We start from the raw sequence: 17,400 nt of genomic DNA, 5'->3' as shown, positions 1-17,400 counted from the left end.
ACCACTCGTCATCATCATTCATAGTCCTTCGTCTCTTCGCACCGGTCGACCCGCTGGCGGACACTCGATGGTACGCTCACGTCCTACCAAGATATGCGTCCGCATTGCTATAGTTATTCTTGAGTTTAACGCACTTGTTTTCGCATCAGCCAGAGAAAATAGGGGCCGCCAATCAGCGTTGCGACGATGCCGACCGGCAGCTGGTTTGGAAAAAGCGCGACGCGCCCGATGAAATCAGCACATGTGGTGATGGCGGCTCCAGTCAAAGCGGCGGCAATCATATGCGGAAGCGCGCGCTGGAAGCCGAGCGTTCGCGCAATGTGCGGCGCCATCAGGCCGACGAAGCTCAAGGGGCCGATGAGCAGGGTCGCCGCTGCAGCGGAAATGGCCGAGAGCAGCAGAAGTGCCGCCCGACTGGCCGATGTGCTGAGGCCAAGCGCCTTCGAGGACGCAGCGCCCAGCGGCAGCAGATCGAGCCAGCGGGTAAAGAATGGCGCGATCGGCAATATGATGGCGGCAACGGTGACTGCGATCGTCGCCTGCATCGGGGTCGTGCTGTAGGTCGAACCCGCCATCCACTGCATGACCCCGAATACCCTAGGCAATCCTGTACCGAGCAGGACCGCAATCAAGGCCGCGAAAGCGGTGTTGATCGCGATGCCGAAAAGCAGCACATGGTCGGGATTGTAACGGCTGCGATACCCCATGAGCAGAACGGCGATCAGGCTGACGATTGCGCCGGCAGCCGCAGCGGCGAGCTGTGATAGCGGCGTGAAACTTGGTGCGAGCAGGACCAGCAGCAGGATGCCGAGGGCGGCGCCCGTGCTGACGCCGATGACTTCGGGGCTTGCCATCGGATTGCTCGTCATGCGCTGGATGATCGTTCCCGAGAGCGCGAAGAGAATGCCGGCAGAAGCAGCGGCCGCCAGGCGCGGCAGACGCCAGATCAATAGCGATTGCATCTGTGATGGCGATGCGAAGCTCCAGCCACCCAGCGAAGGGCCGAGAGACAGCGAAACCCAGATCACCACAAGCAGCACGGCTGCAGTGATTGCGAGGTAGAGAAGGGGGCGATGGTTGCGGTTCTCGGCGATTGGCGCGGTGGGTGTTTCCACGACAGGCAGGCGCCGCAGGAAGATGGCGATAAGGGGCGCGCCGAGAAGGCCAGTCGCGGCACCGGCTGGAATTTCGCGCATGAAACGCGCGGCTTGCTGGAGCGCCTCGTCGGCGGCAAGCAGCAGGATCGCGCCGATCGCGACGCTGGCGACCATGCGGTGCGGCAATCTGCGAGCGCCCGCCGCGCGCGCGATAAACGGCGCGGCAAACCCGACAAAGCCGATGACGCCGACGGCGCTGACGGTAAAGGCGGCGAGCAGGACGGCGAGGACGATTGCCAGCAGGCGCACGTAAAAGAGCGGCAGGCCAAGTGATCTCGCGCCTTCGTCGTTGAGCGACAGCAATTCGAGCGGCCGCGTCAGAAACGCAGCAGCGACGCAACCGAACAGCGTGCAGGGAAACAAGCGCGAAACCGCCGACCAATCATTCTGCGTGAGCGAGCCGCTCGTCCAGACGAACAGCCCGGTCATGCCCAGACTGTAGGACAGACTGACGGCGGCCGAGACCGCCCCGCATACGAAAGTGACAACGAGACCGGCGAGGATCAGCGCCACCGGCGAAAGACGATGGGGCCATGCGATCAGGAAAACGAGCGCGAAAGCCACCAGCCCGCCGGCGAGAGCAATCAGCTCGCGCACCGACAATGCCAAGGCGGGAAACCAAAGGGTTGCAAGCGCCAGCGCAAGATAGGCACCGGCCGAAACGCCGAGCGTCGATGGATCGGCAAGCGGCGTGCGCAGCACCTGCTGGAAGATCGTGCCCGAAAGTCCCAACGCACCCCCGGCGACCAGCGCGATGAGGAAGCGAGGCAGGACGCTGTCGTGAACGAGAACCTGCACGTAGGAATTGAGATCGGGATTGGAGGCTACCTGCCACCAATCGTGCATAGGCAGCAAGTCCGAGAGCCGCATTGCAGCGGAAACCAGAGCGGCCAGAAACAGGCATAGGATGATCGCGGCCGGACTTGGACGAAACTTGTCTTGTGCCAGCATCACGGCGTTTCCTTGCCATTGTCGCTCAACGCGGCGGCGAGCAGACGCGCGAAACGAGATGCGGATGGCAATCCGCCGGAGCCCAGCACGGTGGGTATCGCACGCAATCGCCCCTCGCGGACAAAGGGGAACGTTCGCCATAGACGATTTTCCGTCAGCCGGCTCCCCATACCCGGAGCAAGCGGGCTATCGATCAGCACCATCGTGGCGTCGTTATAGGCTCCGAGCTTCTCAAGCCCGACGATCATGAATTCACCCGATATATTCGGCTCAGCGAGCGGCAGGCCGATATGCCGCAGCACGCCACCATAGAGACTATTGAGGCCGAACAGGCTGACATGCCGGTTATCAAGCGGACTTGCCAGCAGCACGGGCCTTCCGGCATAGCCCGAGAGGCGCTGGCGAGCTATGTTCAGTTCGACGCGCGTGGAATCAACGAGGCGTTCGCCTGCATCGCGGATGCCGATCCTGTCGGCAAGGCCGAGTGTCCCGCGCTCGGCGATTTCAAGAACGTCGGGTGCCGGCTGGAACAACAGGTCGCCATAGACGGGTGCGATGCGCTGAAGCATCGGCGCTGCCTGCTGCAAGGTTGGCGTGGTGACGATCAGGCTGGGAGCAAGCGCCAGCAGCACCTCGAAATTCGGCGTAAACAACAGCCCGACATCGACGACGGAAGCCGGCAGCACCGGGTCGACGACGTAGCGGTCACACCAGCGTGGTGCGGGCACGCCGACCGGCACGACACCCAGAGCCATAAGCGTCGCGGCAATGCCCCAGTCCAAGGCGGCGATGCGTGGAGCGTCTGCCGCTGGAGCGTCGGGCAGCCCGGCCGCCCGCAGGGATATGCCGCCCGCCCATGTGGCTACGAGACCTGCCAGCACCGCGCGTCGCCCGATGCCGGCCATGGAGCCCTTTGCTATTCTCGTCACCATTTGTACCCGAGCGTGGCGAAGACGGTGCGGCGCATGCCGTACACGCAACCAGCCGCGGTGCAATCGCTGATGAAGTGCTTGTCGAACAGGTTCGATACGTTCAAGGCAAATGTCGCTCCGCGCATCTCGTTTGAGAGCTTTCCGAGATCGTAGTTCACCGCCGCATCGAATACCACATGGTCGGGTATCTTCACCGTGTTGGCATTGGTGACGTAGCGGCTGCCGATGTAGCGGACGCCGAAGCCGAGGCCCAGTCCGTCGGCCGTTCCATCCTGGAACTTGTAGTCGGCCCATAGCGATGCGGTGTTGGCAGGCAGATTGGCGATGCGGTTGCCCGCCGTGCCGTCGCTCGCCTTCAGGATTTCGTTGCTGAGATAGGCGTAGGAGGCTGTCAGATTGAGCTCGTCATTGATGCTGGCAACGCCGGAGATCTGACCGCCCCGGCTTCTGACCTCTCCGACCTGTGTCTGGACCACGGGTGTCGTCAGGGTGCTGGTCAGGAAGTTCTGTTGCTTCAAGTCGTAGAGCGACGCGGTGATGAAGCTGTCATAGCCCGTCGGCTGGTATTTGAAGCCGACCTCATATTGATCGCCGGTGGTCGGCTTGAAGGGGTCGCCGGAGGCGTTGACGCCGAGCGTGGGGTTGAAGGAGGTTGCGTAGCTCGCATAGGGCGCTAAGCCATTGTCGAAGAGGTAGGTCAGGCCGGCGCGCCATGTGAAGGCGTGGTCGTTCTGATCGGTGGTCGCGTTTTTCAGGTAGTTGTCGCTGTCGGTCGAAGCCCAATCCTGGCGAGCGGACAATAGCAGCGCCCAATTATCAAGCTTGAGCTGGTCCTGCGCATAGATGCCGAACTGCTGCTGTCTCTGGCTGGCATTCTGGAAAATGGGGGGAAGCTTCACGGCCTGCGTATAGTCGGGATTGTCGAGATCGAGCGACGGGCCTGCGCCATAATGGGTGAGATTGTTCCAGTTCTTATACTGGTAGTCCAATCCCAGAATGGCCTTGTGCGCGACGGGCCCGGTATCGAAGTCCGCTTCGGCCTGGTTATCGATCGCAAGCGTGTTGAGCTGTTCCTGCGCCGTATAGGCCGATCGGCTCAATGTATGGCCATCGGCGGCTAGAGCGGCGGCCTGCAATTCGGCATAGTCGACGCTCATGTGCTGGAAGCGCACATTCTGCCGTATGGTCCAGATATCGTTGAAGCGGTGCTCGAATTCGTATCCGATGCTTTGCTGCTGGCGCCGCATGTGATCGAAATCCTTGTCGCCCGTGAAGAGATCGGTCGGGAAATAGGTGCCACGGCTGGTGGGCAATATGGTTCCGGTTCCCGGCAGACGGCTCCAGAATCCGCCCCTCGGGTCGTTGAGGTAATCTCCGAGGATGGTCAGCTTGGTATCTTCGTCCGGCTTGATCGTCACGGATGGGGCAATCTCGACGCGCTCTTCGCGCTGGTTCTCGACCTGGGTGCCGGTCGTGCGGCCCAATCCGGTCAGGCGATAGAGCAATGTGCCATCGTCGTTCACTGGTCCGCTGAAATCGAAGGCTGCCTGGGCGCGGTTGTAGCTGCCGGTCTGAAACTGGATCTCATGCAGCGGTTCATCCGTCGGCTTCTTGCCGACCATGTTGAGAAGACCGCCGGGCGATCCCTGGCCGTAGAGAACCGAGGCCGGACCCTGCAGGACTTCGATGCTGTCGAGGAAGAAGGGATCGACCTTCGGCACGGCCCAGGTTCCCTGCTGGAGCTTCAGGCCATTATAATATTGGTCGATCTGGAATCCGCGAACCAGAAAATTGTCCAGCCGGTTGTCAGGGCTGTCAGGCGTGGTCACGCCGGCCGAATAGGCAATGGCCTGGCGGACGGTCTGCGGCTTTTGAACCTCGAGCTGAGCTTTGGTGACGACCTGCACGGATTGCGGCGTTTCCAGCAACGGGATGCCCGACTTCGACGCGACATTGCCGTCGCTCGAGACGAAACCATTCTGCTTGGCCGCCTGCACCACGATGGGAGCGAGCGTCGTTGCTCCATTGGCCGCCGCCGCTCCTGCAGCTGCAGCGGCCGGGTTGGAAATCGTCACTGTCGTTGCGTTGGTGAAATGATAGGTCAGGCCTGATCCGGCCAGTATCTTGTCCAGCGCTTCGGTGCGGGTCAGCGATCCGCTGGCACCTCTCGAGCCTATGCCGCGCGCGACATCGGCGCTGAAGAAAAGCTGGATGCCGGTCACCTTCGAAAATTGAACGAGAGCTTGGGACAGAGGCAGCGGCGGGATGTTATACGCCGCACGGCCGGTTTTCTCGGCCGCTTGCGCGAATCCTGGCGCAGGGGCAGCAATGATGGTGCCGAGCGCGGTCGTGACCAGCAGCGCGAATGCAAGGGAGCGGTTACGGCGCAATTTGCCGGCTCCGTCGTTTTGCTGAGATCTCCGAGTATCATGTCCGCGGTACTGCATCGCCCACCTGCATCCTGTGCCCGCCAATGCGGGATTGCTGCTCAAGAAGGCCTCGGTTCGATGGCCTCGAAAAGTTAGACACCCGAGTGGGCGGAGCTAATGAATGAGTTGAGAAGAAAATTCATGTTTTTGGAACTTAGCCGGAGCGGTAGACGAGCGTGACATAATTGGCCGCGTTCAGGAGGCGGATGCCAAGTGTGTCTGCGATCGTCTGCAAAGCGCTCTCGGTACGGGCCGTTTCAAAAATCGCCGTAACGGGTATGTCGCCGATGCTGCTATCCACGAGAATGATGCGTCCGCGCCGATAGCGCTCCAGCTCCGCCAATACGCGTCGCAGGGGCACGTCCTGGAAGATGATCCGGTCGCTGCGCCATGCTTCGACGGTGTCGAGACTTGCCTCGGTCGGCTGGCCGAGGCCGTTGAGGCCATAGCTGACCTGCCATCCCTCTTCCAGTCGCAGGTTGGAAAAGCCGCCTCCCTGCACTTGCACGGCATGTTCGCTGACCGCGACGGTGACCAGATCTTCGACGAACTTCACATCGAACTTCGTCCCGAGCGCCCGAGTGCTGCCACCGCCGGCATCGACCAGAAAGGGGCGAGCCGGATCGGGTGACACATCGAAGAAGCCTTCGCCGCGATAAAGCTCGATCCGCCGCTCAGTCTCGCTGAAATGCGTCGAGAGCGCCGAATAGCTGCCAAGCTCGACTGTGCTGCCGTCGGCCAGGCCGATCGTCCGGCGTTCGCCTATATCGGTTTTGTATTGGGCAAAGAGGCCTGGCTGATTGATGGCATAGAGGCCTCCAAGTCCGCCGATGATCGCGACGGAGCCCAGGACGAAATTGCGTCGTGACAGCAGCGGTCGGCCGCGGCGCATTCGATCGAATTCCGGCTGCATGATGTCGAAACGTGCCCAGAGCGCCTGTGCGTGCTTCCAGGCCGCGACATGGGCGTCATTCGCGGTGAGCCAGGCCTCGAAGGCCTGTCGGTCGGCCGCCGTAACCTTGTCGTCGCGCATCCGCACGAACCATTCCAAGGCTTCCATGACGATCGGATCGGTGGCGTCCTCGTTCATATCGCTTCACAGTCCGGGCGTTCGGCCCGCTCCGGTGTGTCAAGGCCTCTATTCCCAATGACACTTCAGGCGAGCAATCTAATGAATGGGAAACCGGATTAATTGCGACCGATCTTCCGGTCGAGATCGGCAAGGGCGATAACAATGTGGGAAATCACGGTGTTGCGGGAAATGCCCTGACGGGCGGCGATTTCGTCGTAGCTCATGCCCTCGAATTTGTTGAGGACGAAGGCCTCGCGGCGTTTCGGCGGCAGCGATGCGACCGCCTGCAGAACGCGCCGCAACTCGCAGCGATAAACCGCCGTCATTTCCGGCGAGGGGCGGGCGTCGGGTACGACGTGGAGCTCTGCGTCCGGAATGCCGATTTCGCCGTGCCGCTTGAGATCACGGAGATGATTGAGCGCGAGGTTGCGCGCCGTCGTCGTCAGATAGGCCGGGCAATTGTCGAGATTGCCGGCATCCGCGGCTGCGAGCAGCTTGATGAAAGCCTGATGGACGAGATCTTCCGTCGTCGCCCTGTTGCCGACAAGGCGTCTGACGAGCTGGCGCAGGCGCCCTTGTTCGGAAACGTACAAACCAGCGATGTCAAAGGTCTTGGCATTCATCGACTTCATCCAGACTTCAAGCCTCGAAAGGCCTGAATGTCGGCTGTAGGTGATCGATAAATTCCCCGCAATCTCAATCTATTAGATCGTTTCTAAAATTGAGGTGCGCGCTCCATGGTTATGAGCGCGCCGCCCCGATAAGTGCTTGCTTTTGCTCGACTCGCTTGCCGCGCGGCCGGGACTTATCTTGACTATAAATTTCATGTTTTTAAACATCTGTTGCCATTGAGCAACGTATTGTTACAGGAGCCGGGGCAGATATCAGCCAGTAGCTCGGTCCTCTTTTGCCTTGAGGATTTTCTCGGCGAGTTCGAGCGCCTCGTTCGGCGAGGCGACAATTTCCATGCGGGTGCCGAATGCTTTCGTCGCCAGGCTCATCTGAACCTGGATGGCAGCGCGCTTGATGGCGCTGGCTTCGATGCCGATGACGGCCTTGCAGACCGTGGCAAGAGCCGTCTTGTTTCTCTTCAGCCAGATGCCTCTTGTCTTACGATCCTCATGATCTTCGGCCGGCTGGTCGCCTTCCATGATCACGACGAAGGGCATGGAGATGGCGAGGAAAGTATCCATCTCCCGCTCCCATTGTGCAGCATAGCCCGGCCGTACCGATTGAGCGCTCTGGCGGACGATCGGCCACAGGGAGACATCGTGAAAGGTGAAGGTGGTTGTGTCGATTGTCATGGTATTTTTCCCTCAAGCAATATCTTTGAACAGCATTGCTGCGCCGCGTTCGGACGCATCGATGGCGCGGCCCGCTCGTTCGCGCATATCGGCTTCGTAGTCGAGCAGCGCGATATTGGCCGGCCTTGCGGCCGCGCGGGCATCGGCAAGGATTTTCGCCAGCACACGCGCATCCTCGAGCGCCGTGTTCGCGCCAAGGCCTCCAGCCGGGCTCATGGCATGGATCGCATCCCCCAGAAGCGTCACAGAGCCGAACGGCCAGAGGGCATCGGGGCGTCCGCTTCGAACGGGCAGGGCAGCCACGGCCTCTGGTTTGCTGCGGGTGATGATCTGTTTGAGATCTGGATGCCAGCCGCGCAGCGCAGTCCGAAGCAGGATCGGCAGGTCTTGCGCGTGATCGTAGTTCTTCAGACCCAGTCGCTGAACCGGGCCGATCAAAGCCCAATAGAGATAGTCGGCCATCGGCGTCAGTTTGCAACGGGGCGCATGCCCTGCAGCCAGCTTCGAAAAATCGTCGGCAAAACGCATGGCGTCGAAGATCGCTGTGCAGCCATCGGCAAAGATCACGGTGGTGCCATCGCTGAACACGTCGGAATCCATCGCCAGTGGCAACTCGATCTTGCCATAAATGCAGATCGACCCTGTATCGATCGGTTCCGCATAGGGGATCAACTGTCGACGCACCGCCGAATTCACGCCATCCGCGCCGACCAGCAGGTTGCAGAATATTGGAGAGAGGCCTTCGAACAGAGCCTCTACAGATCCATCACCCATGCAGCGATATCTAGTGAATCCATGCCCGAAATGAACATGGTCTTCGAGCCCAGATAGCAGGATTTCGCGAAGGGTCTGCCGGTTGACGCTCACATCGCCTGCGTCCTCGTCCTCATCCGTGGTCCAGCTTGCGGGCGTTCGGCCTGAGATGGGCAGAAGCTGTGGCGTCAGGAAGCGTCCGGCCGAGGCGCTGACGGAGGCCGTCGCTCGAAAGAGGTCAAAGAGTTCGGGTGTCAGGCACGCCCGCAGCGCTCTTTGCCCGTCGGCGTCTATCCGGATGCGGTAGCCCTGAATGCGGCTATCGGGCGCCGGATCGCGTTCATAGACATCAAAACCGATGCCAGCACGCTTCAAACCCTGTGCGAGGCACAGGCCCCCAAGGCCCGCGCCGACGATGACGACATGAAAATCCTGCATGAATTCTTCGGTTCCATTCCGGTTGCAAACTCAGTTCGCAAGAACGATAGCGCAGGGAGCCGTGAACGTGATAATGACATTCGGACTATAAATATCGCAAACCGGTCAAACAAACGTGGACCTTGAAAACATTGGCGACAGCCTTGATGGACCGCCGCTTGTTACCTTCTGGGGGTCGGATGAGCCCGGCAGCCCATTCCGTCTCGGGACCTTCGAATATGACTGGCATTGCCATGCGCGCGGCCAGCTGTTCTGTATTGAAAGCGGGCTCGTGCACATGCGCACGCCGGCGGGCTCATGGTTGCTTCCGCCGCGCCGAGCAGGCTGGATTCCGCCTGGTGTGATGCACAAGGCAAGCACCAATGGCGTCTTGAGCGGCTGGGGGATCTTGCTGACGCCAGCGGCGAGCGCCGGCTTGCCGAAAACCCCATGCGTTCTGAGCGTCACCGAGGTCTTGCGCGCGCTGGTGCAAAGGACCGCCACCTGGCATTGGGAGGAAAGGCTTTCGCCGCCGCAGCGCCGTCTTGCTGCTGTGTTGATGGATGAGGTTCGCGCGGCGCCGACCGAAAGTCTGCATCTGCCCATGCCCGCGGATCGGCGCGTGCTCCGTATTGCCGAAGCCGTGCTCGCGGATCTCGCCCGCGAGCAAACCTTTCATGAACTGGCGCAGCAGGCCGGCATCTCCGAGCGGTCGGCGAGGCGGCTGTTCAATGTGGAAACGGGCATGTCCTTTGCCAGTTGGCGGCAGCAAGCCCGATTGCTGCTTGCACTCGAATATCTGACTGCGGGCCAATCGATCATCGAAGTGGCGGATGGCCTGGGCTATGCGAGCGCCAGCAGTTTCATCGCCATGTTCAGGAAAGCATTCGGCCTGTCGCCACGTCGGTATTTTTCCGTCAGGAAATCCTGACGGACGCCGAAGCTCGTTCGGCGTCCGCAGAGGATATCCTCCTGTTTTAGGCCGCCACGCGCCGCCGTTTGACGCGAAGGAGCCGCAGGGCGTTGATGGTGACCAGCACTGTTGCCCCGGTGTCGGCGAGGATCGCCGGCCACAGGCCGGTGATGCCGATGATCGTGGTAACAAGGAACACACCCTTCAAGCCGAGCGCAATGGTGATGTTCTGGCCGATATTGCTCATGGTCCGCTTCGAAAGGTCGATCATCTCGCTGACGTCGCCCACACGGCCATGCAGTACGGCTGCATCCGCTGTCTCAAGCGCGACGTCGGTGCCGCCGCCCATGGCAATGCCGACATCGGCGGCAGCGAGCGCCGGGGCGTCGTTGATGCCATCGCCGACCTTGGCGACGCGGAAGCCCTGGCGCTTCAACTCGCCGACGATCCGCTGCTTGTCCTCGGGCAGCAGTTCTGCCCTGACTTCGATGCCAAGCGTCTTGCCGATGGCCTCCGCGGTGCGTCTGTTGTCACCAGTCAGCATGATCGTCTTGATGCCGGCATCCGTGAGCGCTTTCAGGCCTGCAGCCGTATCGGCACGCGGCTCGTCACGCATCGCGAGCAGGCCGGCGGCAGCACCTTTGACCAGGAGAAGGGAGACGGTCTTGCCCTCGTCGTTGAGCTTGGCGATTTGGACGAACTGGTCCTCGGACAGTGAAACCCTGTCTGCCGCCGCCTGTGGCGAGCCGAGGAAAACCTCGATACCTTCAACGGTGCCGCTCACACCCTTGCCGCCGATTGCCTTTGCATCGATGACCTGAGGGATGTCGATGCCATCTGCAGCGGCCCGATCAAGGATTGCGCGGGCGAGCGGGTGGTTCGAGCCGGTTTCGAGAGCTGCCGCCAGCCGCAACACCGCGGCGCCGTCCATGCCGAGGCCGACGATGTCTGTGACCTTCGGTTTGCCTTCCGTCAGCGTGCCCGTCTTGTCGAATGCAACAGCGGTCACCTTGCCGATGTTTTCCAGCACGGCTCCGCCCTTGAGGAGAAGGCCGCGCCGTGCGCCCGATGATAGCGAAGCGGCGATGGCGGCAGGCGTCGAAATAACCAGGGCGCAAGGGCAACCGATCAGCAGGATTGCCAGACCCTTGTAGACCCATTCACCCCAAGGGCCGCCGAGAAACAGCGGCGGGATGACGGCGACGAGCGCGCCGACAACGACGACGCCCGGCGTATAGTAGCGCGAGAAACGGTCGATGAACCGCTCGGTTGGAGCCTTCGATTCCTGTGCTTCCTCGACCAGCTTGACGACGCGGGCGATGGTGTTGTCGGCGGCGGCGGCGGTGACGCGGATGCGAAGCGCCGCATCGCCGTTGACGGTGCCGGCAAAGACGGTAGCGTCAGTGCCCTTGCGTACAGGTATGCTTTCGCCGGTGACGGGCGCTTCGTCGATGGCGCTTTCGCCGGACAAAATGATACCGTCAGCCGGAATTCGATCGCCGGGGCGAACCAGGATAGTGGCGCCGACGGCCAGGCTTTCAGCCTGCACTTCGCGGGTCTTGCCATTCTCCTCGATGAGCGCGGTCTTAGGCACGAGATCCGTTAGCGACTGGATGCTGGCGCGTGCCTTGCTCGCCGCGACACCTTCCAGCAATTCGCCGATCAGGAACAGGAAGACGACGGCTGCTGCCTCCTCGCTCGCGCCGATGATGACAGCGCCGATGGCAGCGATGGTCATCAGCATTTCGATCGAGAACGGCATTCCGACCATAGCGGCCATGAAGGCGCGGCGCGCAATCGGAATGAGGCCGACCAGCATGGCGGCGGTAAAGATCCAGGCATCCAGCCCAGGCACCATCTTGCCGATGATCCAGGCGACTGCAACGGCTGCGCCGCTGGCTATGGTCAAACGACCCTTCGACGATTTCCACCAGGGCCCCGTGGTCGGCCCATGATCATGACCATGGAGACCTGCGACAGCCGCCTCTTGCTCCTGGGAGCCGTGGCTGTGTCCGGCATGATCATGCCTGTGGTCGCTCGCACCATGATCATGATCGCCGTGCTCGTGATCATGATCGTGCCCTTCATGGTCATGCGCCTTGTTGTCATGATGATCGTGGCAGCAGCCGCGGGCGTGGCCGTCTTCCTCGACCTTCACCACTGTTGGCGCCACGCTTTGGGGAAGCGGGATGACTTTGTAGCCCAGGCCGGTAACCCGCTTGGTAATGGCCGGCGCGAGGGTGGCATCGTCCTGATGCTTGACGGTCATCGTACCTGCCGTGACAGACACGGACACGTCTTCTACTCCCGGCATGCGCCGAATGGCGATGTCGATCTTCGTGGCGCAGGAAGCGCAGTCCATGCCCTCCACGCGATAGCGGCTCTGTTGTGTTGTCGAAGTCATGTTCAGGTTCCAATTTCGCTGTTGGAACCATTGCTACATCCTCTAGCTACTAGAGAGACAAGAGCGAATTTTAGGATTTTTGCATGGCGCCTGCGAATGGTGGGAATTCACCAAAATACCATGTTGGTCAGACGTTTAGGTCTCATGGCTGTGGCTCTTCATCGGAACATGTGCCACGGTAACAGTGTTTCGGCCCGCCCGTTTTGCCTCATAAAGTGCGGCGTCAGCTGTCTTGAGGAGGTCCTCGAGCGACTCTTGCGAGGTCTTGCCACAGGTGACGCCAAGGCTGGCGGTCACATGCCCGTCGTCGAGCCCACGATGGCGAATCCCGAGGGCTTCGATGGAGCGCCGGGTTCTTTCGGCGATGGCGTAGGCCACCTCGCAATTGGTATCGGGCAATAGCACTAGAATTTCCTCTCCACCGAAACGGAATGCCGTCCCGTTGGCGCCGATCTCCCGCGAGATGCACTGGCAGACGGCGCGAATGCAATCGTCGCCCTCCATATGCCCATGGACGTCGTTGAACAGTTTGAACCGGTCGATATCGAGCATGATGATCGCGACAGACGCAATCTCGCCGTTCGCGCGCCAGATCGATGAGCGCACGCGGTCGAGCGAGTGACGGTTGAAGAGGCCGGTGAGTTCGTCCCGTTCCGACTTCTGCTCCAGCTGCACATGCAGCAGGCTGCCGCGAAGCTGATTGAGGAAGTTCAGCCGGTCCTTGTGCTCGGTAAAATAGGCGCTCAGCACCAGGAAGATCGCCAAAGTCACATAGAAGGTGATGATGCCGGTGTAGACGACATCATCGAAGGCGCCGCTGAGCTTCGTGGTCGTGAACTGCACCGTACACATCAACACAAGCCCGATAAGGATCGTCGCGAACCGGGGCCTGAGGGCGATGACGAAGAACAGAAAGGCGGCGACATTGCCGTTCTGATAGACGAACAGATACGGGCTGCCGCTGTGCATGGCGACCGACATCGGCAGCAGCACGCCAAGCACGGCCACGCCGATGGCGAGAAGGTCGTAATTCAAAGCACTCGGCCATCGCCGCAATGCCACGACGCTGAACAGTGCAAAGGGCGTGAAAATGCCGAAGCGCACCAGCACAAGCTGCGAAAAGACGTCCGCCATCATGGTGCGGTCGCCGAAATAGACCAGATCATAGATCAACGTGCCGACGATGGCCCAGACAGGCGCCAATCTGACGCGGGTTACCGCATAGTCTTTGAGGAAGAGCGACTCTATAGCCGGTTTGAAACGAAGTAGCCGAAATCCGTTGCGGATTTGATCGTCAACCTCTTCCAATGTCACGGCGCTCACCAATGCTTCTCCGACTCATCAGACTTTTGCGTGTGATAACGCAAAAGTCTGATCAGGGTCTAAAGAATCGTGAGATGCCACGGGAGTCACATAGGAGTGAGATTACGGTTTCAGCAGAACCTTGCCCACTTTGCCGGGGGCGAGGGAAGATTTCACCGCCTCGGCAATCTCCGTCATGTCATAGGCCGCTTCCACCGGCAGCTTGACGTCGCCGGAGGCAACGCGTGAGATCAGTTCGCCGATCAATCGCTTGCGCTCTTCGGTGGGCATCGCCGCGCTGATCTTGCTGCCCCAGAACCCCTTGATGGTCAGCTGCTTGAAGATGATCGCACCCGAGGCAATGTGCATCGGCTTGCCCGCGGCCGTGCCGAAGGAAACAAGGACGCCGTTCTCACCCAGCAGATCGGCCAGATTGTTGCTTGCAACACCGCCAACGGAATCGACCGCCGCCCGGATATGGGCGTCCCCGACGATGGCGCGCACCTTGGCCTTCCAATCAGGCGACGCCGTCGAGACGACATTCTCGATGCCGAATTCGGCCAATTCCTCGACGCCGGCGTCGCGCCGAACGAGATTGACGATATGGACGCCGCGACTATGCGCCAGCATGGCCAGGGTCTTGCCGACGGCCCCATTTGCCGCGTTCTGGATGATCCAATCGCCCTTCTCGACGTTGAGGAACTCCAGAAGCGCGATGGCGCTGAATGGCATGGCGATGAGCTGTGCAGCGGCCTCGTCGCTGATGATGTCAGGCACGGGAACAAGGCTTGCGGCAGGTGCGGTGAAGTGCTCGGCCCAGGTTCCATGAACGCCGGCCACGACGACGCGCTTGCCGATCAGCGCCGCATCGACGCCAGCGCCGATCGCATCGACGATACCCACAGCCTCGCTGCCGCCAATGGCTGGCAGGACCGGCTTGTAGCCATAGGCGCCTCGCACCGTCCAAAGGTCATGATTGTGGATGGGGGATAGAATCGTGCGAATCCGTACTTGTCCGGCGTCCGGCTGCGGCAAAGGCATTTCGGCAAGACGAAGAACTGCAGCCGGGTCGCCGAAGACTTCGTGAATGGCGCTACGCATTTTGATTTCCTTGCATGTTGATATGTCGGTCCCGGCCTGGGTCAAAGACTGCCGGGAGCGGAAAGGGCTTGCTCGGTGGCAAACAGGGCCTGATCGAGTGGTGTCTTGTCTTTTCCAAGTTTGGCCAGGATCGCCGCACCGAGCCAAAGGCTATAGAGCGAGCGAGCCATTTTCTCCGGGACGCAAGCGGGGGAGATGGAGCCGTCCGCGCGCCCTTCGGTAAGCGTTGTAGTGATGCGTCGAAGGAGATCGTCGACACCGCCGAGCAGGATCACCCGCATGCTTTCCGAAAGATCGGAGATTTCCGCGGCGAGTTTCACGACGAGGCACCGATCCGCAAGGCTGCCGGCATTGCCGTCCGAAAGCCATGCGTTCCAGTAGTGCATCAACCGCTGGCGACCGGTTCCCTTCCAGCCGAAAAGCGTATCAAGGCGCTGGGCATAGTCAGCGCAATAGTCTTTCAGCAGGGCGCAGCCAAACGCCTCCTTGGAGGCAAAGTAATAATAGAAAGATCCCTTCGGCACTGCGCTCTGCTCGAGCAGTTCCTTCAGCCCCACGCCGCCAAAACCCTTACGCAATACGAGTTCCCGCCCGATTTCGAGAATATGATTGCGTGTCAGATCGGATTTCTTTCTGGTCACCATGGCCAGTGGGTAACAAATAATCGACCGGTCGTCTACAAGGCGGTCCTTGTTTGGTCCTATATCAACAGAAGGGCTGCCAGAGACAGGATCAGCGCCGGGAACATCACGACGATACCGAGCTTCAGAAAAGCCCAGGTGCCCATGTGAAGGCCTTCGCGGCGCAAGGCGGCTAGCCACAAAATGGTGGCGAGCGAACCGGTGACGGAAAGGTTGGGGCCGAGGTCAACGCCGATCAGCAAGGCGCCGGCAATCGCATCGGGAACATGGGCAGCCTGCACCGCGCTGCCGGCAAAGAGGCCAGCCGGCAGATTGTTGACGAGGTTGGAGACGATCGCGACAGAAAGCCCTGCCGCCCCGATTGCCTGCGCCTGCGATTGAGCCGCGAGAGACGCAAGCCTTTCGGATAGAAGAGAGGTGAGGCCGGTGTGGTTGACCGCCTCGACGATGACGAACAGTCCGGCAACGAGCGGCAGCACGCTCCAGCTTATCCCCCGGATGGTCTCGATTGGGCTTTGTCGTGTGATGGCAAGAACGATGACTGTCGTGAGGATACCGGCAGCAAAGGTGGGGATGCCGAGATCGAGATGCATGGCCGATGCGCCGATCAGGATCAGCGCCGTTACCAAAAGTCCCCATCCTGCCAGCCTGGCGCTTTGCGACAGGGCCGGTTGTTCGACGCCGGGCGCGATGGTGTCTTCGGCCAACGCTTGTCTTTGCGTCCAGTACAGGCAGACAAAGGTTACAACGATCGAGACGATCGACGGCAGCAGGAATGTTGCCATCCAGCGCGACAGCGGAGGCATTTCGCCGCCGGCGAAGATGACAAGATTGGCCGGATTTGAAATCGGCAGGACGAAGCTGGCGGCATTGGCGATGAAGGCGCAGACCAGCAGGTAGGGCATGGGGTCCTTGACCCGGGCCGCGCGGCAGGCGGCATAGACCGCGGGTGTGAGGACGACCGCGGTGGCGTCGTTCGAGAGGAACACGGTAACGACAACACCAACGACGTAGACGAGCAGAAACAGCCGCCGTGGTGAGCCTTTGGCATGGGAAGTGGCAATCGCCGCGACCCAGTCGAACAATCCCTCGCGGCGGGCAAGTTCTGATAGCAACATCATGCCGATCAGGAAGAGATAGACATCGAAGCCCTTGGATACGCCTGCCCAGACATCGGCGAGGCCGATCAACTGAAAGGCAAGGAGCAGGGCGGCACCAAGCACCGCCCAAACGGCTTCCGGCCACCGGAACGGGCGAGCAACGACGCCGAGGGCAGTCAGTCCGGCAATACTCCAGGTGATGGCGGCTTCGGTCATTCAGATCATCTTGGGTGCCGGATGGAAGCGGGTATGTAACACTCTCAAACCGCAAAGCAAGCAGTCACAAGGTTATTGCGCGATAGGAGGCGAAGTTCGCTAGTTTTTGCCTGCTGTTACCGACCTTTCGGCACGATCGATGAGGACGGAGCATTCGGCATGTCGGATGACATATTCCACGGTCGAGCCGAAGATGCGATCGAGAATGTCGGAGGCATGCGTCGCCAGGACGATCAGATCCGCCTTCCTCTCTTTGGCAATGATCAGCAAGGTTTTCGACGCCGTGCCGGTGCGCACATCGATCGTCGCGGTGATGCCGAGACGCCTGCAAAGGGTATTGAGCTTTTCCTCGGCTTCTCCGATCACCGACACGGCCCATTCGTCCGGGCTTTCATGTCCCGAGGGAAAGCGTTCGACGATGTGGACTACCGTCAGCTGGCCGTTCGGCTTGAGGAGGGCCTGGGACGTGCGCAGCAGATGCTCGGCACGCTCGCGTGATCCGAGCCCGATCGCACACATAACCCTGTCATACATCCCAATCTCCCTAAACGCCTGGACATCCGAACCGTCCGCAAATTCCGTTCGCGATCTCAGGCTGAATTTGCCTGCATAATTAGTCGCTTGTCCAGCACATCGATAATGGCGCCGCCCGTCAAGTCTCTCGTGAGGGTCGACATGGGCCGCACCGCGTTCGAGAACGCTTGCTGT

General features: G+C 60.7%; 14 protein-coding genes. 1 reads left to right on the top strand and 13 read right to left on the bottom strand.

Translation table 11 applies throughout. The features are described from left to right. Positions 1 to 125: 125 nt before the first annotated feature. The 7 genes from fhuB to A6U86_RS15665 form a co-directional block, all read right to left on the bottom strand. Positions 126 to 2,108, bottom strand: a complete 1,983-nt coding sequence (gene fhuB / locus A6U86_RS15695; protein WP_068392815.1) for a Fe(3+)-hydroxamate ABC transporter permease FhuB — start codon at positions 2,106 to 2,108, stop codon at positions 126 to 128. Further along, on the bottom strand, positions 2,108 to 3,037 hold the full coding sequence (locus A6U86_RS15690) for an ABC transporter substrate-binding protein (RefSeq protein WP_158008758.1): 930 nt from the start codon (positions 3,035 to 3,037) through the stop codon (positions 2,108 to 2,110). Before A6U86_RS15690 ends, fhuB begins: the two co-directional genes overlap by 1 nt. Continuing rightward, complete coding sequence (locus tag A6U86_RS15685) at positions 3,034 to 5,430, bottom strand: TonB-dependent siderophore receptor (RefSeq protein WP_068392810.1); 2,397 nt, start codon at positions 5,428 to 5,430, stop codon at positions 3,034 to 3,036. Before A6U86_RS15685 ends, A6U86_RS15690 begins: the two co-directional genes overlap by 4 nt. 193 nt (positions 5,431 to 5,623) lie before the next feature. Continuing rightward, complete coding sequence (locus A6U86_RS15680; protein WP_068392808.1) at positions 5,624 to 6,559, bottom strand: FecR family protein; 936 nt, start codon at positions 6,557 to 6,559, stop codon at positions 5,624 to 5,626. 98 nt (positions 6,560 to 6,657) lie between these two features. Next, on the bottom strand, positions 6,658 to 7,164 hold the full coding sequence (locus A6U86_RS15675) for an RNA polymerase sigma factor (protein ID WP_068393986.1): 507 nt from the start codon (positions 7,162 to 7,164) through the stop codon (positions 6,658 to 6,660). Positions 7,165 to 7,425: 261 nt separating this feature from the next. Continuing rightward, a complete protein-coding gene (locus A6U86_RS15670; protein ID WP_068392805.1) occupies positions 7,426 to 7,845 on the bottom strand; it encodes a hypothetical protein in 420 nt (139 codons plus the stop codon). A 12-nt stretch (positions 7,846 to 7,857) separates the two neighbouring features. Further along, a complete protein-coding gene (locus A6U86_RS15665; protein ID WP_068392803.1) occupies positions 7,858 to 9,036 on the bottom strand; it encodes an NAD(P)/FAD-dependent oxidoreductase in 1,179 nt (392 codons plus the stop codon). 115 nt (positions 9,037 to 9,151) lie between these two features. Between A6U86_RS15665 and A6U86_RS15660 the strand changes: the two genes are divergently transcribed. Continuing rightward, positions 9,152 to 9,946 (top strand): helix-turn-helix domain-containing protein, encoded by a 795-nt coding sequence (locus tag A6U86_RS15660; protein ID WP_068392800.1) that lies wholly within the window; start codon positions 9,152 to 9,154, stop codon positions 9,944 to 9,946. Positions 9,947 to 9,992: 46 nt separating this feature from the next. Here A6U86_RS15660 and A6U86_RS15655 read toward each other — a convergent pair whose 3' ends face one another. The 6 genes from A6U86_RS15655 to A6U86_RS15630 all read right to left on the bottom strand — a co-directional run bounded on the left by A6U86_RS15655 (position 9,993) and on the right by A6U86_RS15630 (position 17,226). Continuing rightward, a complete protein-coding gene (locus A6U86_RS15655; RefSeq protein ID WP_068392796.1) occupies positions 9,993 to 12,332 on the bottom strand; it encodes a heavy metal translocating P-type ATPase in 2,340 nt (779 codons plus the stop codon). Positions 12,333 to 12,467: 135 nt separating this feature from the next. Next, complete coding sequence (locus A6U86_RS15650; RefSeq protein WP_068393985.1) at positions 12,468 to 13,655, bottom strand: diguanylate cyclase; 1,188 nt, start codon at positions 13,653 to 13,655, stop codon at positions 12,468 to 12,470. 102 nt (positions 13,656 to 13,757) lie between these two features. After that, positions 13,758 to 14,735, bottom strand: a complete 978-nt coding sequence (locus A6U86_RS15645; RefSeq protein ID WP_068392793.1) for a zinc-binding dehydrogenase — start codon at positions 14,733 to 14,735, stop codon at positions 13,758 to 13,760. Between the two features lie 41 nt (positions 14,736 to 14,776). After that, complete coding sequence (locus tag A6U86_RS15640; RefSeq protein WP_068392790.1) at positions 14,777 to 15,379, bottom strand: TetR/AcrR family transcriptional regulator; 603 nt, start codon at positions 15,377 to 15,379, stop codon at positions 14,777 to 14,779. A gap of 56 nt (positions 15,380 to 15,435) precedes the next feature. Further along, positions 15,436 to 16,692, bottom strand: a complete 1,257-nt coding sequence (locus A6U86_RS15635) for an arsenic transporter (protein ID WP_068392786.1) — start codon at positions 16,690 to 16,692, stop codon at positions 15,436 to 15,438. A 99-nt stretch (positions 16,693 to 16,791) separates the two neighbouring features. Next, positions 16,792 to 17,226, bottom strand: coding sequence for a universal stress protein (locus A6U86_RS15630; RefSeq protein WP_068392782.1), 435 nt, complete (start codon positions 17,224 to 17,226; stop codon positions 16,792 to 16,794). Positions 17,227 to 17,400: the final 174 nt, after the last annotated feature.

It is taken from the genome of Rhizobium sp. AC27/96 (assembly GCF_001692325.1).
In the GTDB taxonomy this organism is placed as follows: domain Bacteria; phylum Pseudomonadota; class Alphaproteobacteria; order Rhizobiales; family Rhizobiaceae; genus Rhizobium.
The sequence above is the reverse complement of the archived record's forward strand: the minus strand, read 5'-3'. Positions and strand labels throughout refer to the sequence as shown.